Consider the following 26972-nt stretch of genomic DNA (forward strand, 5'->3'; position numbering starts at 1 on the left):
GGTGAGTTATGGACATTCGTTCTGTTGCTAGCGTTGACTTTAATCGCATTGAATCGCAAATCCCGGAAAATCGTAATACTGCAGGCCAGCCCGTATTTGATGCGGGCGAAGACGCGCTGCCGATTAATTTGCAGGAAGAGATGAGTAATGCCGCTGAGGAAATGGCCGATCTCCTCAGCGCATTTGGTCGCTTTAGCAAAGCCGGGCGTAAAAACGACAGCGCAGATAACGATTTTGTCTCCTCTATGCTTGAGGATCTGGCTGATGAGAAACTGGACACATTAATTAAGCATGTGGCCAAACTGCGTGACCTCAATAACCTATTGAACTTTGCCCGCCAGCTTTTCCCGGATGACAGCGATTTAATGCTCGCGCTGCGTGAAATGCTGTTGAGCCGCCAGCTCTCTGAACTTCAAAAGAAGAAAATTAAAGAAGCGATCGCCGATTTAGAGAAATTTGGCGACACCAAAAAAATGCAGTCAGGAATGAATGTAGGTCGCCTGGCAAAACGGTTTAGCGACGGTAGCAGTGACAGGCCGCTGTCGGCAAAGGATCTGCGCAATAGCTATCTTAATTTTCTTGAACTCGAGATGCCCGCAGGATTTATCTACAAAGACTGGATTGATGTTTATGGTTATCAGAACAGAACGCGTTTATTGGCCTTCACGCTGTCGGCACTGATTGCTGATATGAAGGCCAATGAACCCGGTATTCACTCTTCTGAATTTGGCCCGCTCAGTGCAAAACTGTCAGATGCACGCTTGCTCCACACGCTGGACCAGCTGCTAAATGAAAGTTTTGCTAAATTCCCATTTCGGGGGCAGATGAGAAATAATCAGCAGTTGCTGGGCGAGGCGGATGTTGTAGGGCTTTATATGGCGGGTTTAGTGGATGCTGACGAATTCAAATTAACGTTAAAAGAGTTCAGTAAAAATTTTATGTCATTGCTGTTGCTCAAGCAGCGGTCGATGGTCATTCAAGAACTGCGCAATGTTTATAATATGACGCCTGAGTTTCTCTTCGTCGATACGCTTTATCGGGAAGTCATTGTTAATCATCTGGCTGCGTTGCTGCGTAAAATGCTCGAAAAAGAGAAAAATACCGGAATCTGGAATGAATATTACAAATAGTCGCAGACAAACTAGTTTGTCTGCCATGGATTGATGTGCAACTACTCATGCTTAGAAGATTTATTCTTGAAATTCGTAACAGGCCAGAGCTTATTATCTTAACGATAATGGTTATGGTCGTGGTGATGTTGATTATCCCGTTGCCAACATACCTGGTTGATTTCCTTATTGGACTCAACCTGACGATGGCACTGCTGATTTTTTTGGGTTCTTTTTATATTACAAGGATTTTGGATTTTTCGACTTTTCCATCAATTCTGCTCATTAGTACGATATTCCGTCTGGCAATCTCAATCAGTACCAGTCGTCTGGTGCTGGCAGATGCCGACGCCGGGGAAATTATTGCCAGCTTCGGGGAGTTTGTCATTGCGGATAACCTGGTGGTGGGTTTTGTAATCTTCTTTATCGTTACTATCGTACAGTTTATCGTCATCACCAAAGGGTCGGAGCGCATCGCGGAAGTGGCCGCACGATTCTCGTTAGATGCCATGCCGGGTAAGCAGATGAGCATCGATGCTGACCTCAAGGCAGGGGTTATCGATGAAAAAGAAGTCAAGCGTCGCCGCAGCGATCTTGAAGCTGAAAGCCAGTTATACGGCGCGCTTGATGGTGCGATGAAGTTTATTAAGGGCGACGCCATCGCGGGGATCATTATTATCTTCGTGAACTTACTGGGTGGGATTGCTGTGGGCACATTACAGCACGGCATGGATTTATCCCATGCGATGTCTGTGTTTACTTTATTGACCATTGGCGACGCTCTGGTTGCACAAATCCCGGCGCTGTTAATCTCCATCAGCGGCGGCCTGATTGTCACCCGCGTAAATAACAGTGAGAATACGAACCTCGGTTCGAAAATCTTGCAGGATATGTTTCATAATAAATTCATCCTGCTTGTTACGGCCGTATTGGCTATTGCTCTGGGGCTATTGCCGGGCTTTCCTCTGCCGGTCTTCGCTCTGCTGGCCGCTTTACTATTAGGTATATTCATCAAGGATAAGCTTGATGCTAAAAAGGGTAAAAAGCCGACAGTTAATTCTGTAGAAGAAGATGAAGAACCGGTACTGAAAAGCAAACCGGTGATGATCGACGGTGAATATATCCCAGAAACGATTCCGCTCATCATTACCGCCTGGAAAGGCTACGAGAACTATTTCCAGGAGCATAATTTGTGCTCGCTGCTCAAGCGTAACTTCTTTGTTGAGTACGGCGTTCGTCTGCCGGAAGTAGTGATGAACTACGACCAGCAAATGGTGCGCGGCAAGCTGTCGGTTGCAATCAATGAAATTCAGGTTGCGACGTATGATATTTTACCGGGCATGTGCAAAGTGCTGATGCGTGGCGACGAGCTGCAGGTTATTGACTCGACCGTGCAGGCGGTAGAAACGGCTCAGGGTATCGCCTATTGGATCCCGGAAGAACGGAGTGAAACAGCCTTACAGCTTGGCTTTTATTCAAGAACGGCGATCGATGAATTCTATGCCTGCGTCTCCACTTTGCTGGTGCACAATATTTCCGAGTTCTTCGGCATTCAGGAGGCCAAAACGCTGCTTGATGATTTGGAGAAAAAATATCCCGAGCTACTCAAAGAGTGTTATCGAAATAATACCGTGCAGCGTATTACCGAGGTTTTCCAACGGCTATTACAGGAGCGTATTTCTATCCGCAATATGCGACTGATTCTTGAGGCCTTAGTCCAATGGGCGCCTAAGGAAAAGGACCCCATTATGCTGGTGGAGCACGTTCGCAGTGTGTTATCACGTTATATCTCAAACCGCTTTGCGGCCAACGGGCAGATACGTACTCTGGTTATGTCGCACGAGATGGAGAGCCTGGTTCGTGGTGGAATTCGCCAAACTTCTGGCGGGACATTTATCAATCTGCCGCCACCGGAAACTGAAAGTATTATCAGAAGCCTCGAGCAATGCATTAGCAGCAACGGTGCTAACGCTCGCGATATTATTTTGATGGTATCACTGGATATTCGTCGCTTTGTGAAAAAGATCATTGAAGGAAGCTACCCGGAAATGGAAGTGCTTTCTTATGGCGATGTTGCATCCGGTGTGGATGTTGATGTCATTGGTTCGTTAGAAAATTAATTGAGGTAATAAATGAAATACGACGTTGTTGCACTGCTCTCCACCATGCTTAACGATGCCGGAATGGCTGATATCCTGGATAGCGATCTGAGCAACCACTCAACCATCTCTCTGAATATGAAAGATGATATTCCAACTATTCACGTCAGAAGTGAAGATGATGAAGTATGGGTGTGGGCAAAAATTGTTGAGCAGGCTCCAGCCTCTTTAAGCTATTGCAGCACGAGTCTATTGCCGCTGATGCTGAATCATAACGAAGAATATTTTTACACCGGACAGCCGTGTCTATACCCCGTTGACGGCAATATTGAACTGCGTGCTCAGGTGAAAGAAAAATATCTGCAGGCGCCGGATGATTTTTTATCAATGCTGGATAACTACCTGAGTATTTTGCAGGAATACCGTACCGTACTGGTTTAATTACTGAGGTTCACACAATGGTAGCCCAATGCCTGGTTCATCTGGCACACCCGTTACGTATTCAGGGAAATGTGATTGAAGCACATTTGCCGGGGACGCGCATCGGTGAGATATGCGAGATTCAGAAATCATTACTTGAACCCGAAGTGCTGGGGACGGCCCAGGTGATTGGGTTCAATAAGGAACATACGTTACTGAGCTTGCTTAACGATAATCAGGGCTTTTCACGCAGCAATGTCCTGCTGCCGACCGGCAAGCCTTTTCGTATCGATGTTCATAAAAATATCGCCGGGGCAATCATTGACGCAACCGGTACTGTTCGCGGTCGCCTGGACAACGCCGTGCAGCAGAGTTTGACCGGTGCGCAAAGCCTGGAGGCCTGCGGGGCGCCTAAAGATTTTACCCAGCGCAAGCCTATCGCTAAATCTCTGGCGACCGGCGTCAGGGCAATTGATGGTCTGCTGACCTGCGGCAAGGGACAGCGTATGGGGATTTTTGCTGCGGCGGGCTGCGGTAAAACCTCTTTGATGAGCATGATCGTTGAACATTCCGAAGCGGATATCTACGTCATCGGGCTTATTGGCGAGCGTGGACGTGAAGTCACCGAGTTTGTTGAAGAGTTGAAGCGTTCGTCGCGCTGTTCACAGATCGTGCTGGTTTACGCAACGTCAGACCGTTCCTGCGTTGAGCGCTGCAACGCGGCGCAGATTGCCACGACGATAGCCGAGTTCTTTAGCGAGCAGGGTAAAAACGTACTTCTGTTTATAGACTCGATAACCCGCTATGCGCGAGCGCTGCGTGATGTGGCGCTAAGCATGGGAGAACTGCCCGCCCGAAGGGGCTACCCGGCATCCGTATTTGAGGCTTTGCCGAAATTACTGGAGCGGCCTGGACGCTTTTTAACCGGTTCTATCACTGCCTTTTATACGGTGCTGATTGAAAATGAGGAGGAGTCGGATGTCATTGGCGATGAGGTCCGCTCGATTCTTGACGGGCATATTTATCTTAGCAAAAAACTGGCCGCGAAGGGACACTATCCGGCGATTGATATTATGCAGAGCATTAGCCGCGTATTTTTACAGGTAACCGACCCGGAACACCGTCAGCTAGCAAAACGCTTTCGTGAATATCTGGTACGTCAAAAAGAGATGCAGCTCTATCTGGATCTCGGCGAATATCGGCGCGGCGAGAATCCGGAGAACGATGCCGCTTTTGATCGCAAAAACCAGATGGAAGCTTTTCTCCAACAAAGCATGGACGAAAAAACCGGCATGCAGGCCTGTCTGGAGAGCTTACATGGAAGCGTGGCGTAAAGGGTGTGAGTTTGTCTCCCTGCTGGAGCGCAAACAACAGATTTTGCAGGGCGATATCGTAAAAACGGAAAACCGATTAGCGAAAATAAGGCTGACAATTGCTGAGTATCAGCAGGAGTGTGCGGATATTAACCAGCAGATAAGAATGTTAACCCCTTCCGGTTTACACAGCCGTGCGGATATTTATAAGGGAATAAGGCAACAGGGAGCTTTATTGACTCACCAGCAGTTGGTTCTTCATAAAATAAATCAGCTGGAAAATGAAAAATATAATCTGGAGAACAAACTTGAGCAGCATCGCGCCGCAATGATTCTGTTGGATAAAAAGCACTACAAACTTTCTTATTATTTACAGCCGCTGCGCCGCGAATATATACGCCGCTGCGACAATGATGCAGAAAACGAAATTCAGGAGATTGCGGGTTATGGTAGAAAAAGTTTCTGAAGTCAGTATGAGCGTTGCGTTGAAGGGGGATTCAACGCCGGATGACAACGCGCTGCTAAAACATATAGCGAAAAAGAAAAAACAGAATGAGGGCGGCGAGAATATTTCGCTGGCCGCCATGCTACCGCCTGGCGCTCTGGTTCGGTTAACGACTCCCTTAGCACAGGCGGGAGGCCTGCATAAAACCGAGAAGCAGGCGGCTAAAGAAGTCGCTAGCGCCTCTTTGAGCCTTGCCGCAGATCCACGCCAGACGAAGAAGGGCGATGGCCTGCGCCGGCAGGTGGCGTTGGCCTTTACTGGCCAGATGGCTACAGCGAATACAGGCAAAAACTCCGTCATCGTCCAAAAAGGCGGGGTCACCGACCCGTTAAGCAACAAGGCTGCGGCAAGTGCATCCAGGTCCGAGGGACCATCCACCACTCCTGTAGCCGTAAACGTTGCAACAAATACGTTCATAGACGCGGTTACAAAACTTCATCAATCCGCAACGGCTCAGCACTCTCAGGCTGCCGCCCTGGTAAACCCGGTCATCGTCACTGTATCTCCCCCGGCGGCTGAAGCGGGCCGCCAGGAAAAGCCGTTACGGATAAAGGAAGACTCTGGCGAAGTAAGACCGTTTTGGCAGGGGGAGAAGCAGCTGGATAGCGTGGTGCCAAAGCAGGGCGAAGCAGCGGCACAAAGCAGAAATAGCCCCGCAACGCTCCAGCAGTTGAAAACTCAGGCCGGTTTGGGAAGCGGGGTGAAAGGCGGAAACGAAGGCCAGATGCTCGAAGTGAACTACCAGTTTCAACGCTGGTCTGGCGACCATTCGGTCAGAATTTCGGTGCCAACCGAAGCACGCCGGGAAGGGAATGTCACTTTGCTTCCTTCTGATGCTCGTGCAGCGGATGTGCTGCTCCGTAATATGGGCCATTTGACAGGTCTCAGCCCCGATCTTCTGCGCCCACAGCAGGAGCGAGATGAACAGCAGCAGCGCCGGCAGCAGCAACAGCAGGATGAGGATCAGGAATGAGTTTGAGAGGTCATTTACGCAAGCTTGACGGCCGCCAACTGGCGCTTGAACTGCTGCGTAACCATCACCCCGGTAGCGAGATCGTTGGGTTTAGCAGGCAAGAGTGCTATCTGCAGGTGCAGCTTGAGGATAAGCAGGGTAACCGGGCGCAGGCTTGGCTTAGCGTTGACGCCTGGCTCGGCTACATGGATGTCCACCTGCCCGACATCCCATGGTCGGAGGTTCCCCTCAACTATCTGGCGCGCTGGTTAAACCATCTCGAACTGAGCTTTTTGATCGAGGAGCAGGTGTGGGATGCGGCACAAATTACGTTACCCGCAGGTGCCCTGCCGGAAAAGGCGCTTGCGATCCCCGCAGAGCCTTGCCAGTTGCTGTGCCTTGACTGGCCACCGAGCGGGGAGCGCGCATTGCATGTGCCGGCCATCTCCGCCAATCAGGTGCCTTTCCAGCTGAACTACGTGCTGGGATACAGCCAGCTTTCTCTTGCCCAGTTAGCAGACGTGGCAGTAGGGGATTTGCTGCTGATAAAACAGAACTTGTCCCATCTGGCGGTAGGCGAACGACGACTTTTTAAACTGAGTTATTACCCTAATCAGGAGGTTATTGTGGAAGAGCAGTTAAAAGAGCATTACCAGGAATATTATGAAGATGAGGTTTTGCACGACTGGACCAGCCTGCCCGTCAATATTGAATTTGTGCTGGATGGCCGGACGGTGACCCTGGCGGAATTAGATGCAATAACGCCGGGCACGTCATTGGAGCTGACCCCACAGGCGGAACAAAATATTAAAATTTACCTCAACAAAAAGCTATTTGCCCGCGGTGAGCTGGTGGCTCTGGAGAATGGATCACTGGCGGTTGAGGTTAATCACGTGAACCCCACTCTGCCAGGTAACAGGGTGCAGCCTGATGTTGAGTAATGATATTTCTTTAATTGCGCTATTGTCGTTTTTTACCTTATTGCCTTTTATTATTGCCGGGGGGACTTGCTTTATTAAGTTCTCCATCGTGCTGGTGATGGTGCGCAATGCTCTGGGGATCCAACAGGTACCGTCGACCTTAACCTTAAATGGTGTTGCGCTTATTCTAAGCGCTTTTGTCATGATGCCTGTGTGTCAGAAAATTTCCGGCTATATAGAAGAAAATCATATTGACTTCAATGACAGCAGTTCGGTAACTCAACTTATGGATCAGGGATTGGGAAGTTACCGGGCTTATCTGGTGAATTATTCCGATCATGACTTAATCCGGTTTTTTAATAGAGTACAGCAGCAAAGAACCGGTGAGCCGGAGCCTGAAGTGGAGGACCATGAATTAACGGACCTGCCGCTCATGACACTGATGCCAGCCTATGCGCTAAGCGAAATTCAGAGCGCATTTAAAATTGCGTTTTATCTTTACGTCCCGTTTGTGGTCATCGATATGGTGGTTTCTAGCATCCTACTGGCGTTGGGGATGATGATGATGAGCCCGGTGACCATCTCGATTCCTATTAAGCTCATTCTGTTCGTCTCAATGAACGGTTGGAGTATGTTAACTAAAGGACTGATCGCCCAGTATGCCGATCTGATGACATCATGAGTAATGTATTATTTATTGGCAATTCCGCGCTGCTAGTTGTACTAAAGCTAACGGCGGTGCCTATCGCCTTTGCTACCATCGTTGGCATTATCGTTGGCCTGTTTCAGACAATCATGCAAATTCAGGAACAAACGCTGCCTTTTGGGCTGAAAATGCTGGCGGTATTTGCCAGCATTTTTATGCTAATGGAGTGGTTTTCGGCCGAAATGATGAATTTCGCCACTCAGGCTTTTTATATGGCTTTTCGTTAAAACGGAAAATATATGCTGTTTGTGGCGTTCTATCTTAATTTTCAGCACAGCGTGCTGACTTTTGTCATCGTTTACGCGCGGTTGGCGATCGTCTTTTATATGCTGCCGGTGCTGGGCGAACGGGTTCTATCAAATCTGATTATTAAAAACACGCTTATCTCTCTGGCGATCATCGGTCTTTGGCCCTGTTTTGAAACGATATTATATCCGGAGCAGGGCTGGCTTATCATTATAATTAAAGAATGTATTGTCGGGTTAATTTTAGCGTTTACGCTGTGTATACCTTTCTGGGTAATCATTGGCCTTGGTGAAATTCTTGATAACCAACGCGGCGCGACAATCAGTGACAGTATCGACCCGGTTAACGGGGTGCAAAGTTCGATATTATCGGGTTTTCTAAACTTTGCCTTCGGCGCTATTTTTTTTGCCAGCGGAGGAATGCGGCTGCTTCTGGAAGTGATGGCGCAAAGCTATCAAATGCTTCCACGAGGGAGTTCCTTAGACGGTGTTCACTGGGAACAGGCCGGACATCTGCTGGTGGTATTAATGCAAAACAGTATTCTCCTTGCTGCGCCGGTAATGTTAGTGATGATGATCGCCGAAATTTTGCTCGGCGTGTTTGCGCGTTATTGCCCACAGCTAAACCCTTTTTCATTGTCTCTAACCATTAAGAGCTTTATCGCCTTCGCAGTTTTCCTTTTCTACGGCTTTCACTCGCTGTCTGAGAAGCCGCTGCACATGTTCTCGCTTTCAGGTTTTCAGCAATTCCTTCCCTGAGGAAATATTTCTATGGCAGAAAAAACAGAACAGCCTACCAATAAAAAGCGCAGGGACTCGTCTAAAAAGGGCCAGACTTTTAAAAGTAAGGATCTTATTACCACGGTGATACTGCTGGCCGGGATTTTTTACCTGGCCTATGGCATGAGTTTCAGTGATTTTACCCATTTTTACTCCATGACCCTGCTGTACAGCACGCAGATTGGAATAAATGATTTCCTCATGGGCTTAATGCGAATTTTCTTTCTGCTTAGCCTGCCATTTATTGCGCTCTGTGCGCTGGTTGGTATGGCCGCAACCTTACTGCAGACTGGTTTTTCTATTGCAACTGAAGCCATCAAGCTAAATTTCAAGGCGCTAAACCCGGTGGAAGGGGTAAAAAAGATCTTCAGTATGCGTACGGTAAAAGAGCTGGTGAAATCAGTTTGCTATCTCATTGTATTTGCGGCGACCTGTTACAGTCTGATTCACAACGACCTTCGCCAGGCATTGACGCTTTATCGGACCGATATTGCCGGGCTTATTGCTTGTTGGGTTTCGCTGACGCTGAAGGCCGTGCTGGTGTTTATCGGCTGGTCTGTTTTTGTGCTGATTGCAGATTTTATCGTTGAATATTTTCTCCATTTCAAAGATCTCAAAATGGATAAACATGAGGTCAAACAGGAGCGTAAAGAGAGCGACGGCAATCCACAGATTAAAAGTGCCAGGCGGCGAGCGCACCAGGAGATACTTTCCGGGGAGGAAATGGCGGCGGTCAGAAATTCCGAGGTGGTGATGGCAAACCCAACACATATCGCGATGGCTATCTATTTTAACCCGGAAGTGGCATCGCTACCCTTTATTGCCCTGCGTTGTACCAATATGAAGGCCAAAGCAGCGATTGCCTATGCGGAAAAAATTGGCGTGCCGGTAGTACGCAATATTCCGCTGACCCGCAGGCTGTATCGCACCTATAGCCAGTACAGTTTCATTTCGCTAAATGACGACGTGCTGATTGACGTTATGGACATTCTTATCTGGCTGCGTCAGGTTGAAACCGCGGGCATGACTCAGATGGCGACGGCTGACGAGGAGGCCGAATCTACATTGCTGGAAAATCAGCAACCGCCAACGGGCCAATCGTAGCGGACACCTGTGCGGTTTTTTTGTATTAACTATCGGGGCGCAACAGTATGATGATTATATCTTCTTCACTGTTCGCCTTTGGCTTAATTGGCTGTTTTTAGATGTTAACAATTAATAAGGAAAGAGGTTGCAATGGCTAATAAAAATATGTTGGATTTACTCAACGATGAAGAAGAATTTAAAAGTGATGAGCAACTCGATGCTTATGCTGAAAGCCTGCTGGATGCTATTCAGAACGGAGCGACGCTTAAGGACGTTTATGCCGTTCATAATGACACTATGCAGGACGTTTATAAGCTAGCGTATGATTTTTATCATCATGGAAAGTTGGACGATGCCGAGTCTCTGTTCCGCTTTCTGTGTATTTATGATTTTTATAATCCTGAATATGCAATGGGCCTTGCGGCGGTCTATCAGCTTAAAAAGAATTATGCTAAAGCCATCGAATTTTATGCGCTTGCTTATTCCTTATCGAAAGAGGACTACCGGCCGATGTTTTATGCGGGGCAATGTAACCTGATGCTGCGACAGGGTGTGCAGGCTCGAAAATGCTTCGATATTGTTATTAGCAGGTGTAAAGACGAGTTATTAAGTGAAAAGGCGAAAGCCTACATTTCCGCACTTAATAAAATAAATAATGACAAGACCGATACTCCTGAAGAGGAGAAACTTAATGAGGAATAATTATGGAGATAATCAGGCAGGTGGCGCAGCCAGTCATTCTGGAGCAAGCGACCAAAGAGCCGGTAGATCAACATCAAGCGGGGATGGAAGCGGGCGATGTTGAGTTAAAAAAACAAACCGTACAGGCAAAACGCCTTGGCAATGCGGAGCTAAAAGATCATCCACAGCTGAATTCAGTTAAGGGCGCGCTGCAAACCCTGCAGCCCAACCAACTGCTCAAGCTTTTGAAATCGACTATCAATACCGTCAACGGGAATACCCCAAGAACGAACTTAGATAACCAGGACATTCCTCAACTTAAGTCTCCGGCGAGCCGCGAGCACGCTGCGGTAAAAAGCGGCAGCGAAGCGAAGCTTTCTGCTTCGGCCTGGGCGACGGCATTGCTCGGGAAAGTCATGCAGCTCACGAATGAAACGTCGATAAGTAACCTGCTCTCCCAGCTGCAGGGCATCAACGCCATGATGGATGGCGCCGCGAATGCCTATTCCGAGATGGCCGCCCAGTTAGAGCAGCAGGGGAAGGAGTGGGCAAGCGATGCGGACGCCCTTAAGGCTGCGCAACAGCAGGCGGATGCGCTTTCAGAGGATGTCGGAAAGGCCCAATCTGCGCTTGATGACGCGCAAAGAAAATTAGCGGCACTTGAGGCTGAAGCCGCTAAACAAGACCCGGTTTCTGAAGAACTGCAGGGCAAGATTGATGCTGCTAAAACGGCGGTGAACGCTGCGCAGGCTAACCTCACCCAGGCCACAACCGCCTATAACCACTTTGCTAATAATACGTTGAATCCTGCAATAGCTGCGGAGAAAAGCTCCCGATCGGCATTAGAAGCGACGCAGGCTAAGTCGCAGAAGATGGTTGATTCGTTCAACCCACAGCAGCAAAGCACCATTGAACAGCGGCGTAAGGAGGCAGATGCAGAGTCTAAAACCTTGACGTTCCTCATGGCCCTGATGGCGCAGTTGATTAACAAAAGTTCCAGCGACGACCTTCAGGCGTCGGCGGAGCTGAAGCAAAAATTGGCAGAAGCAGCGGCCAAGGACGCGGAGAAAAAGGCCAAGGAATACGAAGAAGAAGTGCGTAAAGCTGAAGAAATGCAGAAGACGATGGGCTGCATCGGCAAGATTTTGGGCTGGATTGTTACGGCGGTCAGTTTTGCCGCTGCGGCATTCACTGGCGGCGCTTCTTTGGCACTGGCGGCCGTTGGGCTGGCGCTGGCGATTGGTGATGAGATAAGCCAGGCCGTGACCGGTCGTTCATTTATGGCCGACGCGATGCAGCCGCTGATGGATGCAGTCGTGAAACCGCTGATGGAGATGATGGGCAAAATATTCTCAGCCATTCTTCAATCTTTCGGCGTCGATAAAGACACGGCAGACATGGTAGGACAAATCCTCGGGGCGATCGCGGCGGCGGCGGTACTCGTCGCCGGCGTAATGGTGGCGGGTAGCGTGATGAGCAAAGTTTTTGGCACGGTGATGAAAAAGATTGGTGTCGACGTGGCAGAAGAAGCCGGTAAGACCATGGCCAAAAATGTTGCTGTTGAAGTGGAAAAAGAGGTCGTTAAGGACGTCACCAAAAACGTTGTGCGCACCGCGGTGAAGGAAGTTGCGGAAGAGGTAGCGCAAGAAGTGGCTGAAAAGGCGACAAAATCTACCATGCAAAAATTGATGGACAGTGCTATCGGCCAGGTCATTAAGCGGCTAAGTAAAGGTTTTGGCCGTTCATTGGGTGCAGACGAGCTGCAAATGGCCAAAGTTTCTAACTACAGCCAGAAGGCGGTGGTGGGCCTGAGCGTGGTCAATACCTCAAGCCAGGCGGCTGTCGGGATTGTTACGGCCAGTATGTTGCTGGAAGCGTCGAAGATCAGAGCTGAAATGATGAAGGACGCAGCACTTCAGGATTTGCTTAACGAAATGATGAATCGCGCCATCGATAGCTTTACCCATCGAATGGAATCGGTCAGTGAGATTGTGCGCAATATCTCAACGGTTGCGGAAAACCAGGCGCAGGCTGGTAAATATATTACTAAACAAATGAGTGCAGTTGCCGGATAAACGGCGGGACTACTTTTACCCGCAATAATATAAAGGAGTTTTATCAATTATGTCCGATCTAATTATTGGCGCTGGTTCGTCAGAACGTTATTTACGAGTGCAGGACGTTCAGGTCGAAACAAAAAATGTTGTCATTCAGGAAGAGAAAAGAAATGTCCAGGACATGTCCGATCTCGCAAAAAAAGAGGGCATGCTGTCGTTGATGATGGAAAAGCAGAGTCTGCGTACCGATACAACCCATGCGTCATCTACAGCACAGAAACGCAAAGGGGGAGATATTGAAACTGATACCCCGGCTAAAGCTGTGAAATTATCCGTCGCAGGGGAAGGGGATGCAAATAAAGCAGAGCGCCTGGCAGCCTCCGTGCCTGGAATATTAACGTCACAGATCAATATTACGCAGCCAAATAATAAATCTGCAGATATTGGTAAGAGTGACAGTCAGTCAACCGTGAGCACTGCTTCGTCTTCCGCTGTTCAAGCTCGTTCACAGCCCGCTGTTGAAGGCGGCACTGATATCACTGCTGCAGATGCAGCAGGCCCACGGTTCATCAACATTGTGGGTTCTATGAAGCAGCTCGAGGTGAGCAATACCATCACCACCGTAATGCTAAATGCTGAACGAGATGCCAACAAAGCGGCGGCGGCGGCAACAAACCGTAGCGTAGATGCGGCGGCTCGTGCAGGTAATAAAACCATTGAGGCTGCTCGACAGAATCTCAACGGGGCAATCACCTCCGGCGCGCTGGGTATTGCAGGCCAGGGAGCAACGACCGCGACCCAGATGAAGGCGCTAAATAAAGAAGGCACTTCCATCACCAAGAATCTGAAGCCGGCCCGCAACCTTGAGCTTGGCGTTCGCGAGCATCAGACCGCGATTAAGAGTGGTAAAGACACCATGGTTCATCAGAACAAAAAGCTGTCCGGCGATGTTGAGGCTACCATGGCACATCCGCAGGCCGCTGATATGCACGCCAGCGCGCTTAAGCGTGATACCCACAATTCGGTGCAGCTTGCGACGCAGAAGAGCCGTATTACTGCCGAGTACGCCAACCAGGGCATTCGTTCCGGGCAGGGAGCTGTTGAAGGGGCATTTGGCGTATCAGCTGCTGAGAAGCAGAAAGAGGCAGAGCTGGCCCGTGCCGACCGTGATGTTAACAACGAACTGGCCAATACCCAAAGTCAAACGGCCAAGAAGGCCGCTGAGACCAATGCGGCCATCAGAAGCATGACCGACACCATACTCAACGCTAATAACAGCGCGGTATCTTCCATCGCGGAACGTACACGCTAAATCTGAAGAATAAGCAACGTATGCAGGGATACCCGGCATACGTTGCTCAAAAGGAATTACGCAATGCTGAACGTAAATAATGTTGTACCCAACACCGTTAGTTATTATCCCGCTGTTACCAACGCTACCCAGTCTGCGCCGATGGCTGAAACCCACACAGGTTCAACTTCGGAACTGAATACGAAACTAATAAAAGAGCTTATTGCCCAGTTGGATACCCCTAATAAGGCGGATAAGCTTGATGAAATTAGGGCACTACTTGGTCAGTATGGTTTGGATACCAGCGGCGAAGATTTTAATAACAGCAAACTGCTTGCCGCATTAGAGCACCTCAAAACGGCCAGTGACGGCGCGCAACCGTCGGATGACGTTGCTGAGATGGTCGCCAATCAGGAACAGCGTGTAAAGAGTAGCGCTCAGGCGTTATCGGATATCCAGCGTGAGATCGTAGCAAATCGTACTAAGGCCAACTATTCGTTAAGCCAGTTTTTGGCTGAGAAACAAAGAGCGGTGCAGGAACCTGCACCGGAGCCGAAGAGCAGTGATGACGAAATTTCCACCCATACTAGCTATGCCGAGCTGTGGGCAAGAATGGCCCTCGCCATTAAAGAAATCAAAGGCGATTACGTAGATTTCTATGCCGATTTGATGCAGAAGTATACGGAAATGTACGAAGCTTATAATACGCACGTACAGGGGGCGGCATCCAAAGCCGTTTCCACAGGTGATGACGGTAATAATGTTAAATTCGATACGTCCGTCATGAAAAAAGGGTATGAAGACTTCATGAATGAAGTTAACGGTATCGATCTGGGTAGCGTAAAAAACTGGGATAAAATGACGCCGGAAGAGCGTAAAAGTATGGAAACCACGCTTGCGCCTGCCTTTAAAGTAAACGATAGCGGTAAAATCGAATTCAACCTCGATCAGTACAGCGCCGCACCTGATTATCCATCAGGTATTAGCGGTGGCAAAGTTTCTACTGCCAGCTACCAGGCCTGGCTTGCCTCCTTTAATGCAGGCGGCAGTGCCCTGCAAAGTAATATGCAGGCTTTTGCCCAACGTTATAGCCAGGCAAATAGTACCTTCGATAATTTAAATAAAGTATTGAGTGGTGCGATCGCCTCCCTGGCGGAAAGTGCAAAAGACGTTCTTAAAGCCTTAGGTTAAAAATTTGCTGAGTGGGTTATATGGACAGCATCTACAGGTTCGCATCGCAAGAAAGTTTAAGACAAGATATTTATCTGACTCAGGGAGTAAATGAAACCTATGGTGCATTTGCCTGCCGCGTTTCGGGCTTGCAGGTTAGATTTGCGGAGCCAGACACTTTTTTAAGACGTACGAACAGTGGTTCGTCTAACAGCTCGCAGGGCAGTTTTAAAGACCATTTTGGCTATGCTTCATCATTAGAAGAACATCATTCATTGCCCGGTGAGGGGGTTTGTGCCGCACAACGTTATTATTTTCATATGCGAGCTGATGCCCTAAAACAAACTTCTTCGCACAATAATGACCGTGCCGAACAAGTTTTAATCGAGCAGCCTGAAATACAAGGTCGCTATCGGGAAACGAGTGATAAGCCAAAAAAAACGGTCTTTCAGCGGCTGTTAAATTTCCTTACCCGGTGCTTTATGCCCTGCATCAAAGTAAAAACATAGGACAGTAGAGGAGTTATTATTATGCCTGGATCTATTAATGGTGCAGTCAGACAGGATATTCAATCCATCAATGCCAGAGGCATGGATAGCTCTGCATGCGCGACCGAGAGGCCCGCTTTTATCAATCTGGTTACAGAAGGTAGAAACGATCCAATAGCCCTCTTTAAACAACAGCCGCATCAGACCGCTAATGCAAAAGAGCTTGTTTTGCATGAGGCGCAAAAAAATCTTCCCGCTGACTTCCTTCAAAAGGATTTAAGCCCAGAAGGAAATAAGATCAGGACGCTTATCGGTGTTATCTATAAGGATGTACAGGACAGCGATGATGCAGGAGATCGAGCCAAGCTTGATAAAGTTTGTAAGAAACTTGCCGAAGCTAATGGCAATGAAAATAAAGAACGGAAGGTAGCAAAAGAACTCTCAGGCTTGGTTTCAAAATACGGTGCGGGCGCTTTTGAGAAGGTGATCAACAAGTGTATTGAACACTGCATGGAAGCCTGGGAAGATCATCACCAGGCGAAGTCAGTGGATACTCACGACAAGGCCATCTTCAAGCAATGTCTGGATGTTTGCAAATCTACGCTAAAGCACGACGTGGAAGGTTTGACACAGCCCGATCAGCCATGGGAAACGATGGCCCAGAAGCTGAACTTTTTCGTCAATGACTGTGCCGCTATTTCGAAAACGCTGACGAATTACGATGCGGAGCCGGTGATGCCTGCGCCAAAAGGCCCGGAGACGCTGAATCCTAACCACGACGGTGGTGCAGATAACCAACGAGTATTTATTCCAACCGGGCCAGGGCAGGGAGGCATTACCCTCAATATCACCAGCCAGGGGGGAAGTGTTGGCGATATTAGCCACTCAGTTGGTGCGTCGAATACCACGCCTGCAGACTCCAACTCTACGATTGTTAAGCACATTCTCGATTCCGGACTTACCAATGTTGAAAAGGTGGGGCTAATTAAAGACCTGTTTAATGCCGGCATTGGAGGCGGTAGCAACTTCCTTGGAAATCTGGCTGGCGTACAGGGCTACAAGGCAGAGCAGGCTGTGGATACTCCGCAGCACAACGTTGCCAGGCGGGAAATTGAAACCCAGACACTAAAGCCTGCATTAAAGAGCATCGCTACTCAAACTGAGGGTGCGCCTGACACGGAAACTGTTAACGATGCGAGCCTTGGCCCTGAGCCCAAAGTTCAGCAACAGTCAACCATTGTGGTTGAACAAAACAGGCTGAAGACGGCGGTCGACGGTGAGGCGTCCAAAAAGCAGGATGCGCATAATTTGGAAGCGGACAACATCGATAGCGTCGTACTGCGCGAGAAAAAGGAAACATCCGGCCGCACTTCTTTATCAAGCGGTGATTATATTTACACCACTTCACGCAACATCGATCCGCTGAATCGCAGATCTTCAACGCCGACGCATTTCATACCCCCTGGGGCAGAGACTCAACCTGAGCGGGCAAGCGGAAAAGTCGTGACGCTGGCGGATAAGTTTGAAGCTTTAAAGCAAAGGTCTCCTTCAGTCTTCGCTCACCTGGATAAAAATGGTGCCGTGGCTTCTGAAGGGAAAAAGGCAAAACCAACCGCGGAACATGATATTGAGAAGAGCTTACCGGATAGCCAGATAAGACCTGAACCTGAATTACCCCTAAATTCTCAGGTGCGAAATGATGCTTCGGCAGCGAACAGGGCGCCAGCAAGTATCAAAACCGCCAATCCAGGCATGGATTCAACGGATGGCGGAATGCCTCGCAAGGATGGTGAAGAGGTCAGCCGTAAATCTGCGTCTGATGGCTTTCAGCCAACGCGAATTAATGCTGCGGCCGTAAATATGCCAGGGAATAGGTCTGGCAACGACCATGTTTACACAACGGTACGCACTGTGAATTCATGGAACAGGGACCCGAAACCGGTGAGTTTCGTTCCTAAATCTGACTCAGTCGAACTGAACGCGGTGCTGTCGAGGTTAAAGCCACGAGATCAATCTAAATTTGATGCTCTGGAAAATAAGAGAATTGAGCAGGACAAAGAACCACTTCCTTTTCAGGAAAAGTTAGCTGAGTTCAGACGCCTACGCGAGCAATGGGATACTAACCATGAATGACTCAGTTATTGATGAAACGGTAGCTTCGCTGGTGGCTAACCTCATTTATCAGGTTAACGGCGTTCTACCAAGAAATATTAAACTGGAGGACAGTTTAATCACCGACCTGGCAATGGACTCCGTTGAACTTATAGACCTCCTTATGCGGCTCGAAGAGATAGGCGTAACGATACCGGAGTCAGATATCAGTAGCAGCCTGACCGTTGCGGATATTATCCAGCGCGTGCAGGAAAGTGCATAACGCAGTTCGTTCAATGTCGCCTGAACATGGGGAGGGCGACAGTTAATTAATAAGGAAACTATGTAATGATTACAATGCCGATTCCGCCTGCTGAACTGTACCAGGCGATGGCAAGCGCGAGCGCCAAAGCCGCCACGGCCGCAGGGAATGCCATGAATAGCGTCCAGCAGGGATTTCTTTCTTGCGTGACAAAAGTATACAACTCACTGGTGAGGATGAAAGACGCGGTCGTTGCAGGTTTCCATCGCCTTAGCGAGAGGATGAGTCCCTCGGCTGCTGAAGCTCCTGCGTCAACACCGCCTGTGTCAACGCTTAACCCTATTTCGGTAGCCGACACGAGGACATTCTGTCAGGAATTAATGCGCAAAATGGAAGCTGATCCTGGTTCTATAAATGGTATGTTTCGACAGAGTCCAGCGATCAAAATTAGCGAATTTAATCAACGTTTGACCGACCCGGTTGCATTTTTTGATGCGATCAAAAGTGATGAAATTAATAATGTTGAAGCAAGTTTCTTGATCAAGAAATGGATGGGGGAAACGCTGGCGGAAAATAAATTTTCCCCAGAAGAGCGCAGGGCACTGGTGGCCAATAAGGACAACAAAGCTGAAGTAAATAACATTTTGGGATGTAAATTTAATTCATCTGATGCTAACGGACGGGAGAATAAAGATAAATTTATTTCGCTACTTTCAGTCATGCGTACATATAAAGAAATATCTTTAGCAAACATCAATATGGAGAGCCGTCAACACGACCCTAGCGTTGTTGGGATTATGGGTATCGCACAAACATTTGATTTGGATTTAAATCTAATGCTTGCCACCACCCCAGCAGAGATAGCGATGCGTAATAAAGAAAAAGATGAGGCATTGACAGCATTTACGGCTCTGTTGGACCATTGTCCTCCGGGCGTGCCGCCGAAACCGGTCTTCATGCGCCCCAACTAACTCCCCGCTTTGTCGACATACACAAGGCCTGCTTAGCAGGCCTTTTAACAAACATTTCAGCTAGAGAACGGATGGTGTTGTGCAGATTTATTCCTGTGATAATTATTTTATTCTTGGTGTACGTTCATTAATCGAAACACTTAATATCAATGATGTCTCCGGGATGATAGTTTTTGATACGGGCAGCGAGTGCGTATATATTTTTCATGGTGATAAATTACGTCATGCAGATATTAATGATCCATTCAGTGCTCTGGTATGTTGTAGAGGTTCCTTGTTAGGCAAAAATGCTACTCTCAAAGCATATACTTGTCGCCTTCAAGCGAGTATTGAAAAGAACTTAGATGACGAGAGAATGGCCGTTTTGACCCGCAGAGAAGAGATGATAATTAAGGCATTATACAAAGTCTCTAACCGTAAGCGTCTTGCCAAGATGTTTAGCATCAGCGAAAAGACCGTTAGCGCGCATACAATAAGAGGGTTAAATAAGATAGGTGTGAAAAATACCAACACGCTGCACCGTATTCTTCAAGCCTGGCAGACTGTATTACCGGCTATTCTTCCTGACCCGCAATTGTAGAATTCGGCATATTTATAAAAAAATCCACGCCGGGCTTTAGGTTGCCCGGGCAAGAGAGCGTAAAGGTGAGCGGCCAAAGGTGCTGAATAAGGGTAAACAGGCGTTGGCCGTTCGGTTGTATGATGAAAACATGATGGTTTTCATATGAATAATTTAAAGGCCTGCTTTTGATAGTATTTTAACATTTATCTTTCTTGTAGGGCTATCTTTCCCAAGAATATCATCCAATTTTACAATGCATGAATGATACTCTTTCTTAATTTCATTTGGAATGTATCTGAATCCACCTTTAAGATAGTCGGAGATTATGTTTTTTTTCACTTCAGCATCAATGAATTCTAATGAATCACGCTTAAATACAAGTCCGAAATCTATGGGTTCCACGCTGCCTTCTGGAGTTTTCAAAAAGTTAGATGGTTTTGCATCACCCATAAAAAAACCATGTTTAAATAGATCGTTAACTCCTATTAGTGTGTCCTGGAAATTTGGGGTCTTGCCGTTGATGAATGGCATTTCAATACATTTTTCTACTATAGTGGCTGATTTTTTAGAACTCTGTATTTTTATATGATATTCGTTGCACATGTTTGCTTCATGAAAAATTTCATTTAGTGTTAAGTTTTTCGTTTTCTTTATAATAGATTCACCATCTTTATATACAGTTCCTCTTGATCCCTTACCCAATGCTTGTTTTCCCTCCTCAGGGTTGTAATTTGTTTTTAACAATTTTTCCGCATTAGCTTTCCACGAATGAATTCGAGAATTAATAAATGAATCATCTTTGGCAGGTTTAATTGTTTTTATTTCCTTGATTAGTTTTGAAATTTGTACATAATTCACATTAGTACTGCAAGGGATATCTCTGATTATAGAATCAGCCTCTCCATTTTTAAATTCATACTGAGTATTTGCTATACTCACTAATTTTTCCAGCGACTTACTAGATAGCGATGTATTGTTTATTTTTTTATTAATGGCACTTTGTAAATTGTCAGAGTGAATATTTATTTTTTCTTTAAAAATACTAATCATATTGAAATCACCTAATTATAGGTTTAGTGAATGGGAAGGATGTTAGCTTCCATCCATGATAATGTTTTTTTCGCAGATTTCTTTCAAAAAAGAGGAATATGAAGTGCGGGCACAGCTGTTATCCCAGTCACTACCTGATTTAAAAATGTACTTGCCGCGCATTTTCGTACAATTGGGCTTCAGGCCCTATTACAACCACCATACAAAGCGGTACCGGCAACAGACGATGACGCAGGAAGAGATGATTGGGCGATACATCGGCCATATCCAGGCGAAACATTTTAAGATAATGCGCTACTACGGATTTTGCCCAACTGTAAGCGCGCGAAACAGCTGCCGAGAGTGTATGAAGCCCTGCAGATGGAGGAGGCGCGGAAAAAAGCGGAGCAGCCGGACTTCACCGTGCTGATGAAGGAATTTTTGCGTACTGACCCGTACAAATACATTCTGTGTGGCAACCGACTGCGCTTCAGAAGTGCACGGGCAGGCAGACACGCTTCGGAGTGGGGGCGACACCGGAACCCCAGATTTTTCTGTTATCTTAGTCTCAGCCCGGCGACCAGCGCATCCAGATCAATAATCTCATTGCTGCTCTGGAAGGTATAATGTCCGTTCAGCAAAATGTGCTGCCAGGCTACCGGTGATATCTGGGCCAGAACCTCAATGCCTTTAGCATTGCTTTCCACAGCCAGTTGATCCAGCAATCACCATCTGCGACTTGCTCGCATTTCTCGCGGGCTTCGGCAAGTTTGACCTTCGCAAACATGCTGGATTTACCGTTGAGTTTAAATCGACAGCGGTAGGCTTTTTTACCATTTGGTTTCACTTCGAGGTAGAGACCGTTGAAATGATTGAGTCGATAGAGTTTTTCTTTCATGTACTCATTTTTGACTGCGTTGTTACGAGATGTGTTGAGACTCTGTGAAATGAAAAATCCACGCCATGGCGTGGATTTTATATTTATTGTGGCGCTCATGAGGTTAATTAAGACCTCATGAGACAACAAATTTTATTTAGACGTTGAACAGGAAGTTCATTACATCGCCATCTTTCACGATGTAGTCTTTACCTTCGGCACGCATTTTACCGGCTTCTTTAGCGCCTTGTTCACCTTTATAGGTGATGAAGTCGTCAAAGGCGATGGTCTGAGCACGGATAAAGCCTTTCTCGAAGTCGGTGTGGATTTTACCCGCGGCCTGTGGGGCAGTTGCGCCAACCGGGATGGTCCATGCGCGGACTTCTTTCACGCCAGCGGTGAAGTAGGTCTGCAGGTTCAGCAGCTCATAGCCTGCGCGGATCACGCGGTTCAGGCCCGGCTCTTCGAGGCCCAGTTCAGCCATAAACTCGTCACGGTCTTCGTCGTCGAGCTCGGCGATATCAGATTCAACCGCAGCACATACGGCCACCACGACAGAACCTTCGCCAGCGGCGATTTCACGCACTTTGTCGAGGTACGGGTTGTTCTCGAAGCCGTCTTCGTTGACGTTCGCGATGTACATGGTCGGCTTCAGCGTCAGGAAGCTCAGGTATTTAATAGCCGCTTTGTCTTCGTCGGTCAGGGTTTTCAGCGCACGCAGCATGCCTGCGTTTTCCAGCTGTGGCAGACATTTTTCCAACGCTTCCAGCTCGGCTTTCGCGTCTTTATCGCCGCCTTTGGCACGTTTCTGCACGCGATGGATCGCACGCTCACAGGTATCGAGGTCAGACAGCGCCAGCTCGGTGTTGATAACGTCGATATCGTCAGCCGGATCGACTTTGTTATTTACGTGGATGATGTTGTCGTTTTCGAAGCAGCGCACAACGTGGCCGATAGCTTCGGTCTCACGGATATTGGTCAGGAACTGGTTACCCAGGCCTTCACCTTTAGAAGCGCCTTTTACCAGGCCGGCGATATCCACGAACTCCATGGTGGTCGGCAGAATACGCTGCGGTTTGACGATTTCAGCCAGCTTGTCCAGACGCGGATCGGGCATCGGCACGACACCGGTGTTCGGCTCAATAGTACAGAACGGGAAGTTCGCCGCTTCAATACCCGCTTTTGTGAGCGCATTGAACAGGGTGGATTTGCCAACGTTAGGCAAACCGACGATACCGCATTTGAATCCCATGTTTAAATCACCTTAATCTTTTGGTAATCAACCTGTTATAGCAAACAGATTGCAGAAAATTGAATTACTTCGCCTATTATACACGGCAGCGGGGCAAATTGCCGCCCCCACGTGGTTTATTGCGCCTTAAAGGCGTGTAAGCGGTTGGTGGCTTTGGTGAGACCGTCCTTCAGCCAGACTTCAGTACAACGCGCCGCTTCGTCCACCGCCTCGTCAATCAGCTTCTGTTCAGAAACCGGTGGTTTGCCGAGCACAAAGCCAACAACTTTATTTTTATCGCCCGGGTGGCCGATTCCGATGCGTAAGCGATGAAAGTTCGGGTTATTGCCAAGCTTGCTAATGATGTCTTTCAGACCATTGTGGCCGCCATGGCCGCCGCCAAGTTTAAATTTTGCCACGCCCGGCGGCAGATCCAGTTCATCGTGAGCCACCAGAATTTCGTCCGGATTAATGCGGAAAAATGTAGCCATTGCCGCGACGGCTTTACCACTCAGGTTCATAAAGGTGGTAGGCACCAGCAAACGAACATCCTCACCGGCAAGGTTCACGCGTGAGGTGTAGCCAAAGAATTTCGCCTCTTCGCGAAGTGGGGCACGATGACGTTCTGCCAGTAAATCCACATACCAGGCGCCCGCGTTGTGGCGCGTAGCGGCATATTCGGCACCCGGGTTGGCGAGGCCGACAATCAGTTTAATCGTCACGTTTGTATTCCTGAATGGGTCGATATTCGGGGCGTAGTGTACTGTCTGCGAGGGCCGTTGACAAAGTTCTGGCAGCGTAGCGGTAGGACAGATGAATTATACCGATGCGTTACCATTAGAATTTCAAGTTGTTCAGCCACTTATTTGTAAAGTTTTGTTACTCATATGTTTGTAATTGTGATCACTCCCGCAGTCCCTTTTATTACCGTTGTCTATACTTTACACACAAGGAACAGGGATATTTTTCCCTTTCGACCCAAAGCTCCGGAGGTGACATATGAAACGCAAAAACGCTTCGTTACTCGGTAACGTGCTCATGGGTTTAGGATTAGTGGTCATGGTTGTTGGCGTCGGTTACTCAATTCTAAACCAATTGCCGCAGCTCGACCTGCCGCAGTTTTTCGCTCATGGAGCGGTACTCAGTATATTCATCGGCGCTATTCTTTGGCTCGCTGGCGCACGTGTCGGTGGCAAAGAGCGCGTAGCAGACCGTTACTGGTGGGTACGCCACTACGACAAGCGCTGCCGTCGTGACGAACACCATCACAGCTAACTGAATTGATAACGGCTCCCGAGGGAGCCGTTAGTTTATCTCAGGTCGGCCAGCGCGGCGTCGCGGTCAGGATAGAAACTGAGGCGTCCCGGAATAGGCTGAATACCGGCTCGCGCCATGGTGCGCAGAGGCTGGAACTCGAGGTTGGAGACGCGAAGCTCACAGCCTTCAGGCAGCTTGTTGACGAAGCGCTGGAAGGCATCAAGGCCACCGGCATCCAGTACCGGCACCGCATCCCATTTCAGGACCACAATCCGCTTTCCGGTAATACGCGTTTCCAGTTCGTTGAACAACCCTTCCGCGGCAGCAAAGAACAGCGGGCCAATCACCCGCAGCACCAGCACATCATCCGGTACGGTGACGTTCACCGGCGCCAGACGCGTCATCCGCGCGATACGGCGCATAAACAGCAGCGAAGCGAGTACGATACCTACGCTAATGGCAATCACCATGTCGAACAGTACCGTCAGCGACATACAGATAAGCAGCACGATAATGTCGTCTTTCGGCGCGCGACGCAGCAGGTTCACCACTTTGTGCGCTTCACTCATGTTCCAGGCCACCATCAGCAGCAGGGCCGCCATGGCAGAAAGCGGTAGCCAGGAAAGCAGCGGTGCCAGCACCAGCAGTGCGAGGATAACCAACAGGGCGTGGATCACCGCCGCAATGGGTGAGGTTGCCCCGGCGCGGACGTTCGCCGCCGAACGGGCGATGGCCGCAGTCGCGGTGATACCGCCGAAGAACGGCGCCACCAGGTTACCCATTCCCTGACCGATGAGCTCGCTGTTTGCTTTGTGCTTGGTGCCGGTCATGCCGTCGAGCACGACGGCGCAGAGCAGGGATTCAATCGCGCCAAGCATCGCCATTGAGAATGCCGCCGGAAGCAGCGCATGCAGCGAATTCCAGCTCAACGTGAAGCTCGAGCCCGGCAGATCCCACGGCAGAACAAGCTGCGGCAGCAGCTGCGGAATGCCGTTCCCCTGGCTGCCGTCCGCCAGCACATAGTGGAACTGCGATCCGATGGTCGCGACGTGTCCACCGAGCAGATTCACGATGCCCATCACCGCACAGCCAAGCAGCAGCGCGGGCAGGTGGCCCGGAAGGCGGATCCCCAGGCGCGGCCAGAAGATAAGCGTGGCAAGCGTCACCACGCCAATCGCGGCATCGCCGTAGTTAATGGTCGGCAGGGCCATCACCAGCGCACCGACCTTTTGCAGATAGTGCTCCGGGACATGCGCCAGTTGCAGACCAAGGAAATCCTTAATCTGCATGGTGCCGATCGTTATCCCGATACCGGAGGTAAACCCGAGGGTAACGGAAAGCGGAATGTACTCAATCAGGCGGCCAAAACGAGCGAGGCCGAAGAGAATGAGAAACACCCCGGAAAGCAGCGTGGCAACCAGCAGCCCCGCCAGACCAAACTGCTGAGAAACCGGGTAGAGGATCACCACGAACGCGGCCGTCGGCCCGGAAACGCTAAAGCGTGAGCCACCGGCCAGCGCGATGACAATCCCTGCCACCGCCGACGTGTACAGGCCGTACTGCGGCGCAACCCCGCTGCCAATAGCCAGTGCCATCGCCAGTGGAATGGCAATGATCCCAACGGTTATCCCGGCAATCAGGTCACGCGTAAAGCGACCCGCAGTGTATTTTTCTTTCCAGCAGGCATCGATGAGAGCGCGGAAAGGCATAATTTGCGAGAATTTATTCACAATATGTTTTCATCCATGAGCGCATCATCTGTCACGAGGGCAGGTGAAGGAGGCAAAAAATAAAATAATTAATAAATCATACAAATGGGCAACATATATAAAAAAACCCGCCGTAGCGGGTTCTTGAGCGACGCCCGATTAGTGTTCGAACATAGCAGAGATAGATTCTTCGTTGCTGATACGACGAATCGCTTCGGCCAGCATGCCAGAGAGCGTCAGAGTACGCACGTTCGGCAGGGCTTTAATCTCATCCGTTAACGGGATAGTGTCGCAAACCACAACTTCGTCGATGACGGAGTTGCGCAGGTTGTTTGCCGCATTACCGGAGAAGATCGGGTGAGTCGCGTAAGCAAATACGCGTTTAGCACCACGTTCTTTCAGGGCTTCTGCCGCTTTGCACAGCGTGCCGCCGGTATCGATCATGTCATCAACCAGTACGCAGTCACGGCCAGCAACATCACCGATGATATGCATCACCTGAGATACGTTAGCACGCGGACGGCGTTTGTCGATGATAGCCATGTCGGTATCGTTGAGCAGTTTGGCAATCGCACGAGCACGAACCACGCCGCCGATGTCCGGAGAAACCACAATCGGGTTATCCAGGTTCAGCTGCAGCATATCTTCGAGCAGGATTGGGCTACCAAATACGTTGTCTACCGGTACGTCGAAGAAGCCCTGGATCTGTTCAGCATGCAGGTCAACGGTCAGTACGCGGTCAACGCCAACGCTTGACAGGAAGTCAGCAACAACTTTGGCTGTGATAGGAACACGAGCGGAACGCACACGGCGGTCCTGACGTGCATAGCCAAAGTAAGGGATAACGGCAGTAATACGGCCCGCGGAAGCACGACGCAGGGCATCGACCATAACAACCAGTTCCATCAGGTTGTCATTGGTGGGGGCACAAGTGGACTGGATGATGAAAATATCACCACCGCGTACGTTTTCATTAATTTGTACGCTGACTTCGCCATCGCTAAAGCGACCTACGGCGGCGTCGCCGAGTGAAGTGTACAGGCGGTTGGCAATACGTTGTGCTAGTTCCGGGGTGGCGTTACCAGCAAAAAGCTTCATTTCAGGCACGAGAAGAACCTCAGGCATGCGTCCAGTTATGGATGAAAGGGGCCGAAAACTGTG

The 26972-nt window shown here is 49.0% G+C and carries 26 protein-coding genes and 2 pseudogenes; 22 read left to right on the top strand and 6 right to left on the bottom strand.

Annotation, left to right across the window (positions count from 1 at the left end; all coding sequences use genetic code 11):
• Positions 1-8: 8 nt before the first annotated feature.
• From sctW to GYRE_RS17610, 20 genes are all read left to right on the top strand, one after another.
• Positions 9-1130 carry a type III secretion system gatekeeper subunit SctW gene (gene sctW / locus GYRE_RS17520; RefSeq protein ID WP_006820286.1) on the top strand — a complete coding sequence of 374 codons (1122 nt, stop codon included), beginning with the start codon at positions 9-11 and terminating at the stop codon, positions 1128-1130.
• A gap of 47 nt (positions 1131-1177) precedes the next feature.
• Positions 1178-3229, top strand: coding sequence for an EscV/YscV/HrcV family type III secretion system export apparatus protein (locus tag GYRE_RS17525; RefSeq protein WP_006820285.1), 2052 nt, complete (start codon positions 1178-1180; stop codon positions 3227-3229).
• A 12-nt stretch (positions 3230-3241) separates the two neighbouring features.
• On the top strand, positions 3242-3649 hold the full coding sequence (locus GYRE_RS17530) for an InvB/SpaK family type III secretion system chaperone (protein ID WP_006820284.1): 408 nt from the start codon (positions 3242-3244) through the stop codon (positions 3647-3649).
• 17 nt (positions 3650-3666) lie between these two features.
• The gene (gene sctN, locus GYRE_RS17535; protein WP_006820283.1) at positions 3667-4962 is read left to right on the top strand and encodes a type III secretion system ATPase SctN; all 1296 of its coding nucleotides are present in this window, start codon (positions 3667-3669) and stop codon (positions 4960-4962) included.
• Positions 4946-5407, top strand: a complete 462-nt coding sequence (locus tag GYRE_RS17540) for a hypothetical protein (RefSeq protein WP_006820282.1) — start codon at positions 4946-4948, stop codon at positions 5405-5407. Before sctN ends, GYRE_RS17540 begins: the two co-directional genes overlap by 17 nt.
• Positions 5388-6419, top strand: coding sequence for a SpaN/EivJ family type III secretion system needle length determinant (locus GYRE_RS17545; RefSeq protein WP_038257003.1), 1032 nt, complete (start codon positions 5388-5390; stop codon positions 6417-6419). Before GYRE_RS17540 ends, GYRE_RS17545 begins: the two co-directional genes overlap by 20 nt.
• On the top strand, positions 6416-7339 hold the full coding sequence (locus GYRE_RS17550; protein WP_038257004.1) for a FliM/FliN family flagellar motor switch protein: 924 nt from the start codon (positions 6416-6418) through the stop codon (positions 7337-7339). The genes GYRE_RS17545 and GYRE_RS17550 overlap by 4 nt, the downstream gene beginning before the upstream one ends.
• Positions 7329-8000, top strand: coding sequence for an EscR/YscR/HrcR family type III secretion system export apparatus protein (locus tag GYRE_RS17555; protein ID WP_038257006.1), 672 nt, complete (start codon positions 7329-7331; stop codon positions 7998-8000). Before GYRE_RS17550 ends, GYRE_RS17555 begins: the two co-directional genes overlap by 11 nt.
• The gene (gene sctS, locus GYRE_RS17560) at positions 7997-8251 is read left to right on the top strand and encodes a type III secretion system export apparatus subunit SctS (protein ID WP_006820278.1); all 255 of its coding nucleotides are present in this window, start codon (positions 7997-7999) and stop codon (positions 8249-8251) included. Before GYRE_RS17555 ends, sctS begins: the two co-directional genes overlap by 4 nt.
• Positions 8252-8263: 12 nt before the next feature.
• Positions 8264-9028 carry a type III secretion system export apparatus subunit SctT gene (gene sctT / locus GYRE_RS17565; protein WP_038257008.1) on the top strand — a complete coding sequence of 255 codons (765 nt, stop codon included), beginning with the start codon at positions 8264-8266 and terminating at the stop codon, positions 9026-9028.
• A gap of 12 nt (positions 9029-9040) precedes the next feature.
• Positions 9041-10153 (top strand): EscU/YscU/HrcU family type III secretion system export apparatus switch protein, encoded by a 1113-nt coding sequence (locus GYRE_RS17570; RefSeq protein WP_006820275.1) that lies wholly within the window; start codon positions 9041-9043, stop codon positions 10151-10153.
• A 132-nt stretch (positions 10154-10285) separates the two neighbouring features.
• Positions 10286-10837 (top strand): type III secretion system translocator chaperone SicA, encoded by a 552-nt coding sequence (gene sicA, locus GYRE_RS17575; RefSeq protein ID WP_038257011.1) that lies wholly within the window; start codon positions 10286-10288, stop codon positions 10835-10837.
• A gap of 2 nt (positions 10838-10839) precedes the next feature.
• On the top strand, positions 10840-12891 hold the full coding sequence (gene sctE, locus GYRE_RS17580; RefSeq protein WP_006820273.1) for a type III secretion system translocon subunit SseC family protein: 2052 nt from the start codon (positions 10840-10842) through the stop codon (positions 12889-12891).
• Between the two features lie 49 nt (positions 12892-12940).
• Positions 12941-14185 (top strand): hypothetical protein, encoded by a 1245-nt coding sequence (locus tag GYRE_RS17585; RefSeq protein ID WP_051860987.1) that lies wholly within the window; start codon positions 12941-12943, stop codon positions 14183-14185.
• 63 nt (positions 14186-14248) lie between these two features.
• Entirely contained in the window at positions 14249-15355 is a 1107-nt protein-coding gene (locus tag GYRE_RS23275; RefSeq protein ID WP_051860988.1) for an IpaD/SipD/SspD family type III secretion system needle tip protein, read from the top strand.
• Positions 15356-15375: 20 nt separating this feature from the next.
• Positions 15376-15843 (top strand): hypothetical protein, encoded by a 468-nt coding sequence (locus tag GYRE_RS24595; protein WP_146748719.1) that lies wholly within the window; start codon positions 15376-15378, stop codon positions 15841-15843.
• A 21-nt stretch (positions 15844-15864) separates the two neighbouring features.
• A complete protein-coding gene (locus tag GYRE_RS17595; protein WP_038257014.1) occupies positions 15865-17955 on the top strand; it encodes a hypothetical protein in 2091 nt (696 codons plus the stop codon).
• Positions 17948-18196, top strand: coding sequence for an acyl carrier protein (locus GYRE_RS17600; RefSeq protein ID WP_006820269.1), 249 nt, complete (start codon positions 17948-17950; stop codon positions 18194-18196). Before GYRE_RS17595 ends, GYRE_RS17600 begins: the two co-directional genes overlap by 8 nt.
• Before the next feature lie 65 nt (positions 18197-18261).
• Positions 18262-19146, top strand: coding sequence for a hypothetical protein (locus GYRE_RS17605; protein ID WP_038257017.1), 885 nt, complete (start codon positions 18262-18264; stop codon positions 19144-19146).
• 79 nt (positions 19147-19225) lie between these two features.
• Positions 19226-19726 (top strand): LuxR C-terminal-related transcriptional regulator, encoded by a 501-nt coding sequence (locus GYRE_RS17610; RefSeq protein ID WP_146748718.1) that lies wholly within the window; start codon positions 19226-19228, stop codon positions 19724-19726.
• A gap of 153 nt (positions 19727-19879) precedes the next feature.
• On the opposite strand, the gene GYRE_RS23280 is transcribed toward GYRE_RS17610, so the two are convergent.
• Complete coding sequence (locus GYRE_RS23280; RefSeq protein WP_051860989.1) at positions 19880-20758, bottom strand: hypothetical protein; 879 nt, start codon at positions 20756-20758, stop codon at positions 19880-19882.
• Between the two features lie 187 nt (positions 20759-20945).
• Here GYRE_RS23280 and GYRE_RS25335 point away from each other — a divergent pair.
• A pseudogene (locus GYRE_RS25335) lies at positions 20946-21262 on the top strand (transposase); the annotation flags it as partial.
• Positions 21263-21464: 202 nt separating this feature from the next.
• Here GYRE_RS25335 and GYRE_RS25205 read toward each other — a convergent pair.
• The 3 genes and pseudogenes from GYRE_RS25205 to pth all read right to left on the bottom strand — a co-directional run.
• Positions 21465-21734, bottom strand: a pseudogene (locus tag GYRE_RS25205) (Arm DNA-binding domain-containing protein); the annotation flags it as partial.
• A 37-nt stretch (positions 21735-21771) separates the two neighbouring features.
• Positions 21772-22866: a redox-regulated ATPase YchF gene (gene ychF, locus GYRE_RS17630; RefSeq protein ID WP_006820262.1), complete on the bottom strand. Its 1095-nt coding sequence runs from the start codon at positions 22864-22866 to the stop codon at positions 21772-21774.
• 116 nt (positions 22867-22982) lie between these two features.
• Complete coding sequence (gene pth, locus GYRE_RS17635; RefSeq protein WP_006820261.1) at positions 22983-23567, bottom strand: aminoacyl-tRNA hydrolase; 585 nt, start codon at positions 23565-23567, stop codon at positions 22983-22985.
• A 277-nt stretch (positions 23568-23844) separates the two neighbouring features.
• Between pth and ychH the strand changes: the two genes are divergently transcribed.
• Positions 23845-24120: a stress-induced protein YchH gene (ychH, locus tag GYRE_RS17640; protein WP_006820260.1), complete on the top strand. Its 276-nt coding sequence runs from the start codon at positions 23845-23847 to the stop codon at positions 24118-24120.
• A 35-nt stretch (positions 24121-24155) separates the two neighbouring features.
• On the opposite strand, the gene dauA is transcribed toward ychH, so the two are convergent.
• Together dauA and prs are read right to left on the bottom strand one after the other, a co-directional pair.
• Positions 24156-25832: a C4-dicarboxylic acid transporter DauA gene (dauA, locus tag GYRE_RS17645; protein WP_087943277.1), complete on the bottom strand. Its 1677-nt coding sequence runs from the start codon at positions 25830-25832 to the stop codon at positions 24156-24158.
• Between the two features lie 138 nt (positions 25833-25970).
• Positions 25971-26918, bottom strand: a complete 948-nt coding sequence (gene prs / locus GYRE_RS17650) for a ribose-phosphate diphosphokinase (protein ID WP_038257154.1) — start codon at positions 26916-26918, stop codon at positions 25971-25973.
• Between the last annotated feature and the right edge of the window lie 54 nt (positions 26919-26972).

The organism is Yokenella regensburgei ATCC 49455 (assembly GCF_000735455.1).
Taxonomy (GTDB): Bacteria; Pseudomonadota; Gammaproteobacteria; order Enterobacterales; family Enterobacteriaceae; genus Yokenella; species Yokenella regensburgei.

What these genes read in the sequence shown, in the direction of transcription:
- sctW (WP_006820286.1), top strand. Translation starts at nt 9, where the DNA reads ATGGACATTCGTTCTGTTGCTAGCGTTGACTTTAATCGCATTGAATCG.
- GYRE_RS17525 (WP_006820285.1), top strand. Translation starts at nt 1,178, where the DNA reads ATGCTTAGAAGATTTATTCTTGAAATTCGTAACAGGCCAGAGCTTATT.
- GYRE_RS17530 (WP_006820284.1), top strand. Translation starts at nt 3,242, where the DNA reads ATGAAATACGACGTTGTTGCACTGCTCTCCACCATGCTTAACGATGCC.
- sctN (WP_006820283.1), top strand. Translation starts at nt 3,667, where the DNA reads ATGGTAGCCCAATGCCTGGTTCATCTGGCACACCCGTTACGTATTCAG.
- GYRE_RS17540 (WP_006820282.1), top strand. Translation starts at nt 4,946, where the DNA reads ATGGAAGCGTGGCGTAAAGGGTGTGAGTTTGTCTCCCTGCTGGAGCGC.
- GYRE_RS17545 (WP_038257003.1), top strand. Translation starts at nt 5,388, where the DNA reads ATGGTAGAAAAAGTTTCTGAAGTCAGTATGAGCGTTGCGTTGAAGGGG.
- GYRE_RS17550 (WP_038257004.1), top strand. Translation starts at nt 6,416, where the DNA reads ATGAGTTTGAGAGGTCATTTACGCAAGCTTGACGGCCGCCAACTGGCG.
- GYRE_RS17555 (WP_038257006.1), top strand. Translation starts at nt 7,329, where the DNA reads ATGTTGAGTAATGATATTTCTTTAATTGCGCTATTGTCGTTTTTTACC.
- sctS (WP_006820278.1), top strand. Translation starts at nt 7,997, where the DNA reads ATGAGTAATGTATTATTTATTGGCAATTCCGCGCTGCTAGTTGTACTA.
- sctT (WP_038257008.1), top strand. Translation starts at nt 8,264, where the DNA reads ATGCTGTTTGTGGCGTTCTATCTTAATTTTCAGCACAGCGTGCTGACT.
- GYRE_RS17570 (WP_006820275.1), top strand. Translation starts at nt 9,041, where the DNA reads ATGGCAGAAAAAACAGAACAGCCTACCAATAAAAAGCGCAGGGACTCG.
- sicA (WP_038257011.1), top strand. Translation starts at nt 10,286, where the DNA reads ATGGCTAATAAAAATATGTTGGATTTACTCAACGATGAAGAAGAATTT.
- sctE (WP_006820273.1), top strand. Translation starts at nt 10,840, where the DNA reads ATGGAGATAATCAGGCAGGTGGCGCAGCCAGTCATTCTGGAGCAAGCG.
- GYRE_RS17585 (WP_051860987.1), top strand. Translation starts at nt 12,941, where the DNA reads ATGTCCGATCTAATTATTGGCGCTGGTTCGTCAGAACGTTATTTACGA.
- GYRE_RS23275 (WP_051860988.1), top strand. Translation starts at nt 14,249, where the DNA reads ATGCTGAACGTAAATAATGTTGTACCCAACACCGTTAGTTATTATCCC.
- GYRE_RS24595 (WP_146748719.1), top strand. Translation starts at nt 15,376, where the DNA reads ATGGACAGCATCTACAGGTTCGCATCGCAAGAAAGTTTAAGACAAGAT.
- GYRE_RS17595 (WP_038257014.1), top strand. Translation starts at nt 15,865, where the DNA reads ATGCCTGGATCTATTAATGGTGCAGTCAGACAGGATATTCAATCCATC.
- GYRE_RS17600 (WP_006820269.1), top strand. Translation starts at nt 17,948, where the DNA reads ATGAATGACTCAGTTATTGATGAAACGGTAGCTTCGCTGGTGGCTAAC.
- GYRE_RS17605 (WP_038257017.1), top strand. Translation starts at nt 18,262, where the DNA reads ATGATTACAATGCCGATTCCGCCTGCTGAACTGTACCAGGCGATGGCA.
- GYRE_RS23280 (WP_051860989.1), bottom strand. Translation starts at nt 20,758, where the DNA reads ATGATTAGTATTTTTAAAGAAAAAATAAATATTCACTCTGACAATTTA.
- ychF (WP_006820262.1), bottom strand. Translation starts at nt 22,866, where the DNA reads ATGGGATTCAAATGCGGTATCGTCGGTTTGCCTAACGTTGGCAAATCC.
- ychH (WP_006820260.1), top strand. Translation starts at nt 23,845, where the DNA reads ATGAAACGCAAAAACGCTTCGTTACTCGGTAACGTGCTCATGGGTTTA.